This is a genomic window from bacterium (assembly GCA_024224155.1).
In the GTDB taxonomy this organism is placed as follows: Bacteria; Acidobacteriota; Thermoanaerobaculia; order Multivoradales; family JAHEKO01; genus CALZIK01.
This window is the reverse complement of the sequence record JAAENP010000226.1, coordinates 1-3,078: the sequence shown is the minus strand read 5'-3', so window position 1 is coordinate 3,078 and position 3,078 is coordinate 1. Positions and strand designations below refer to the sequence as shown.

At 63.9% G+C, this 3,078-nt stretch carries 3 protein-coding genes; all 3 read left to right on the top strand.

The genetic code is table 11. The features are described 5' to 3' along the window. The first annotated feature begins 74 nt into the window (after window positions 1–74). Window positions 75–1,043, top strand: a complete 969-nt coding sequence (gene rfaD / locus GY769_12310) for an ADP-glyceromanno-heptose 6-epimerase (GenBank protein ID MCP4202704.1) — start codon at window positions 75–77, stop codon at window positions 1,041–1,043. Next, on the top strand, window positions 1,013–2,554 hold the full coding sequence (locus GY769_12305; protein MCP4202703.1) for a bifunctional heptose 7-phosphate kinase/heptose 1-phosphate adenyltransferase: 1,542 nt from the start codon (window positions 1,013–1,015) through the stop codon (window positions 2,552–2,554). Before rfaD ends, GY769_12305 begins: the two co-directional genes overlap by 31 nt. 22 nt (window positions 2,555–2,576) lie before the next feature. After that, on the top strand, window positions 2,577–3,078 hold a 502-nt coding region (locus tag GY769_12300), incomplete at its 3' end, for a lipid-A-disaccharide synthase (GenBank protein ID MCP4202702.1).

Genomic DNA, 3,078 nt, shown 5'->3' with positions numbered 1-3,078 from the left:
CTGCTGCTGATCCACCCCAAAGCTGATCCGCCTGGGCAGGACTGCCGCCCAGGGCCCATCGGGACCACGCACCAATGACCGAGAAGATCGTGGTCACCGGAGCCGCAGGTTTCATCGGCAGCAATCTCGTGCGCGCTCTCAACCGCAACGGCGAGGATGCCATCATCGCCGTGGACCACCTGCTCGACGGCACCAAGTTCGTCAACCTTGCGCCCTGCCGCATTCACGACTTCGTCGATCGCGATGACTTCCTCGCGCTCCTCCGGCAGCGCGACGAGACCCTGACTTCGGTGCGGGCGGTGCTGCATCAGGGCGCCTGCAGCAATACGACGATGTGGGATGGCAAGCACATGATGCGGCTCAACTTCGAGTACTCGAAGCAGATCCTGGGCTTCTGCATGGAGCGCGGCATACCGCTCATCTATGCCTCATCGGCTGCCGTGTATGGCAAGGGCCCGCACTTCAGCGAGCAGCAACAGAACGAATCGCCACTCAATGTCTATGCCTACTCCAAGGTGCTCTTCGACCGCTGGGCTCGTTGCCGCATGCCAGCCGGCAGCCAGGTCGTGGGGCTGCGATACTTCAACGTATACGGGCCGAACGAGGCTCACAAAGGCGCGATGGCCAGTATGGTCTTCCGTCTGTACCAGCAGCTTTGCTCCGGCGACAGAGTCGAGCTGTTCGGCGAGACTGCCACCTGTGGGCCCGGGGAGCAGCGCCGCGACTTCGTACACGTCGAGGACGTCGTGGCCACCATCCTCTGGTTCTTGCAGCACGGCGACGTCTCCGGCATCTTCAATGTCGGAACCGGTCACGCCAGATCCTTCAACGAGCTGGCCGGGTTGCTGATCGACGCACACGACGGTGAGGGCAAGATAGAGTACATCTCTTTTCCAGCCTCCCTCAGACAGAGTTACCAGAGCTTCACCAAGGCTGACGTTCGGCGGCTCAGGGAAAGTGGATGCAGTGTCGACTTCCGCGATCTCGAGCAAGGCGTCGTCGACTACGTCCGATGGCTGAAGACGTTTGCCGAGACGTCGTGAGCAGCGGCCTGGCCAGCGCACGCGTAGAGAAGGGCGGCCTCAGCGCCCCTGATCTGGCACGTTTTCTCACCGAAAGCCGAGGAAAACGAGTATGGGTCATTGGTGACGTCATGCTCGACGAATACCTGCAGGGAAACGTCGACCGCGTGTCGCCGGAGGCGCCAATCCCGGTAGTTCGCGTCGATTCAGAGTACTTGCGCGTCGGCGGTGCCGGCAACGTCGCCCACGGCTGCGTCGCACTCGGCGCCGCGGCACAGCTGTGTGCCGTGGTCGGCACAGACGAGGCCGGCGAGCGTCTGATCCAGGCTCTCGAAGCGGCTGGGATCGACACTGCTGCGGTTGCCAGGGTGAGCAGCAGGCCCACGACCCGCAAGCTGCGGGTGCTGTCCGGGAATCAGCAGATCGTGCGTCTCGACTGGGAGGAACGCCACCAGGTCGATGCCGGCTGTCTGCGAAAAGCCCTCGATCCGCTCGTCGACCTCGGCCCTCCGGACCTCATCCTGCTGAGCGACTACAAAAAAGGCGTGCTGTCCCCCGCCCTGGTGCGCGAGATCCTCGATTATGCACTGCAGAACCAGGTACCACTGGTGGCCGATCCAAGACATCGGTTCTCCACCTTTAAAGGTGCCACCGCCCTGACCCCTAATCTGGCGGAGCTGCAAAACGAGCACCGGCGCTGTTTCGTCGAGATGACCGACAGCGAGCCCGAGCTCCTCGCGCGTGACCTGATCGACGGTGCCGGATCGCCAGCCCTGGTCGTCACCCGAGGTGCAGACGGTATCATCGTGGTCCAGCACGATGGCCCGGCAGAGGTGATCCCAGCGGTCCGGCGAGAGGTGTGCGACGTCACCGGTGCCGGTGACACCGTGCTTGCCGTGCTCGGAATCGCACTCGCCTGCGGCATGCGCTTGAACCAGGCAGCCCGGCTCGCCAACTTTGCGGCCGGTGTGGCAGTCACCAAGCAAGGCACCTCTGTGGTGAGCTCCAGCGAGCTGACTGCCGGCTGTGGTCTCGGCCAGGTCGCCAAGGTCTTGACCGCGGCGACGTTGCCGACCCGACTCGCATCATGGCGACGCAATGGATACCGAATCGCGTTCACGAACGGGTGCTTCGACGCGCTCCACGGCGGCCACCTGCACCTGCTTCACGAAGCCGCGGCCCTCGCAGACGTGCTTCTCGTCGGTGTCAACTGCGACGCCTCGGTGGCTCGCCTGAAGGGCTCGGGACGGCCGATCATGAGGGCCGAGGAGCGGGTCGCGCTGTTGGCTGAGCTCGAGTGCGTCGACGGCGTCGTCGTCTTCGACGAGGACGACCCCGCGCGCCTGATCGCCGAGGTCATGCCCGAGGTGCTGGTCAAGGGCGACGAGTACGCGCCCCATGAGGTTGTCGGCAGAAGGACGGTAGAGGCGGCCGGAGGCCGTCTCGTGTTGGTTCCGGTGATACCCGGGATTTCCACATCAGCCATACTCGAGAGGGTTTGTGCCGTCGACGCGGAACCGGACCAGGAGTGACCACTCCTGCAACAGGCACTCGATGACCATCACCCGCGAACAGAAACCCTTCCGACTCTTCGTCAGTACCGGCGACGTGTCCGGCGATCTCCAGGCGGCCCTCCTGGTCGACAGCCTGCAGGCGCACCTCGAGGCGCAGGGAAGGCAGCTCTCCGTTGCCGGCCTCGGCGGTGAACGTCTGGCCCAGGCCGGTGCCCAGGTATTCGAAGTACCGCCGAAGCTGAGCGTTGTTGGTTGGTGGATGGGCTTGCTGCATATTCCAGCAGGCCTGGGTCTGCTTCGGCGCGCCAAGCTCGCCTTGGCCGCGGCCGATTTCGACGCCGCAGTTCTGGTGGACTTCTCCGGTTTCAATGTGCCTCTGGCCCGCTACATCCGCCGCAACTACGACTTTCCGGTGTTCTACTACATCCCGCCGCAGGACTGGATATGGACCATCAAGGGCAACCGCCTGCTCCATCGACCTTTCGATATGCAAGAGGCCGTAGACTGGGTCTTGCCCGTCCATCCTCGAGAGGCGGAGTACT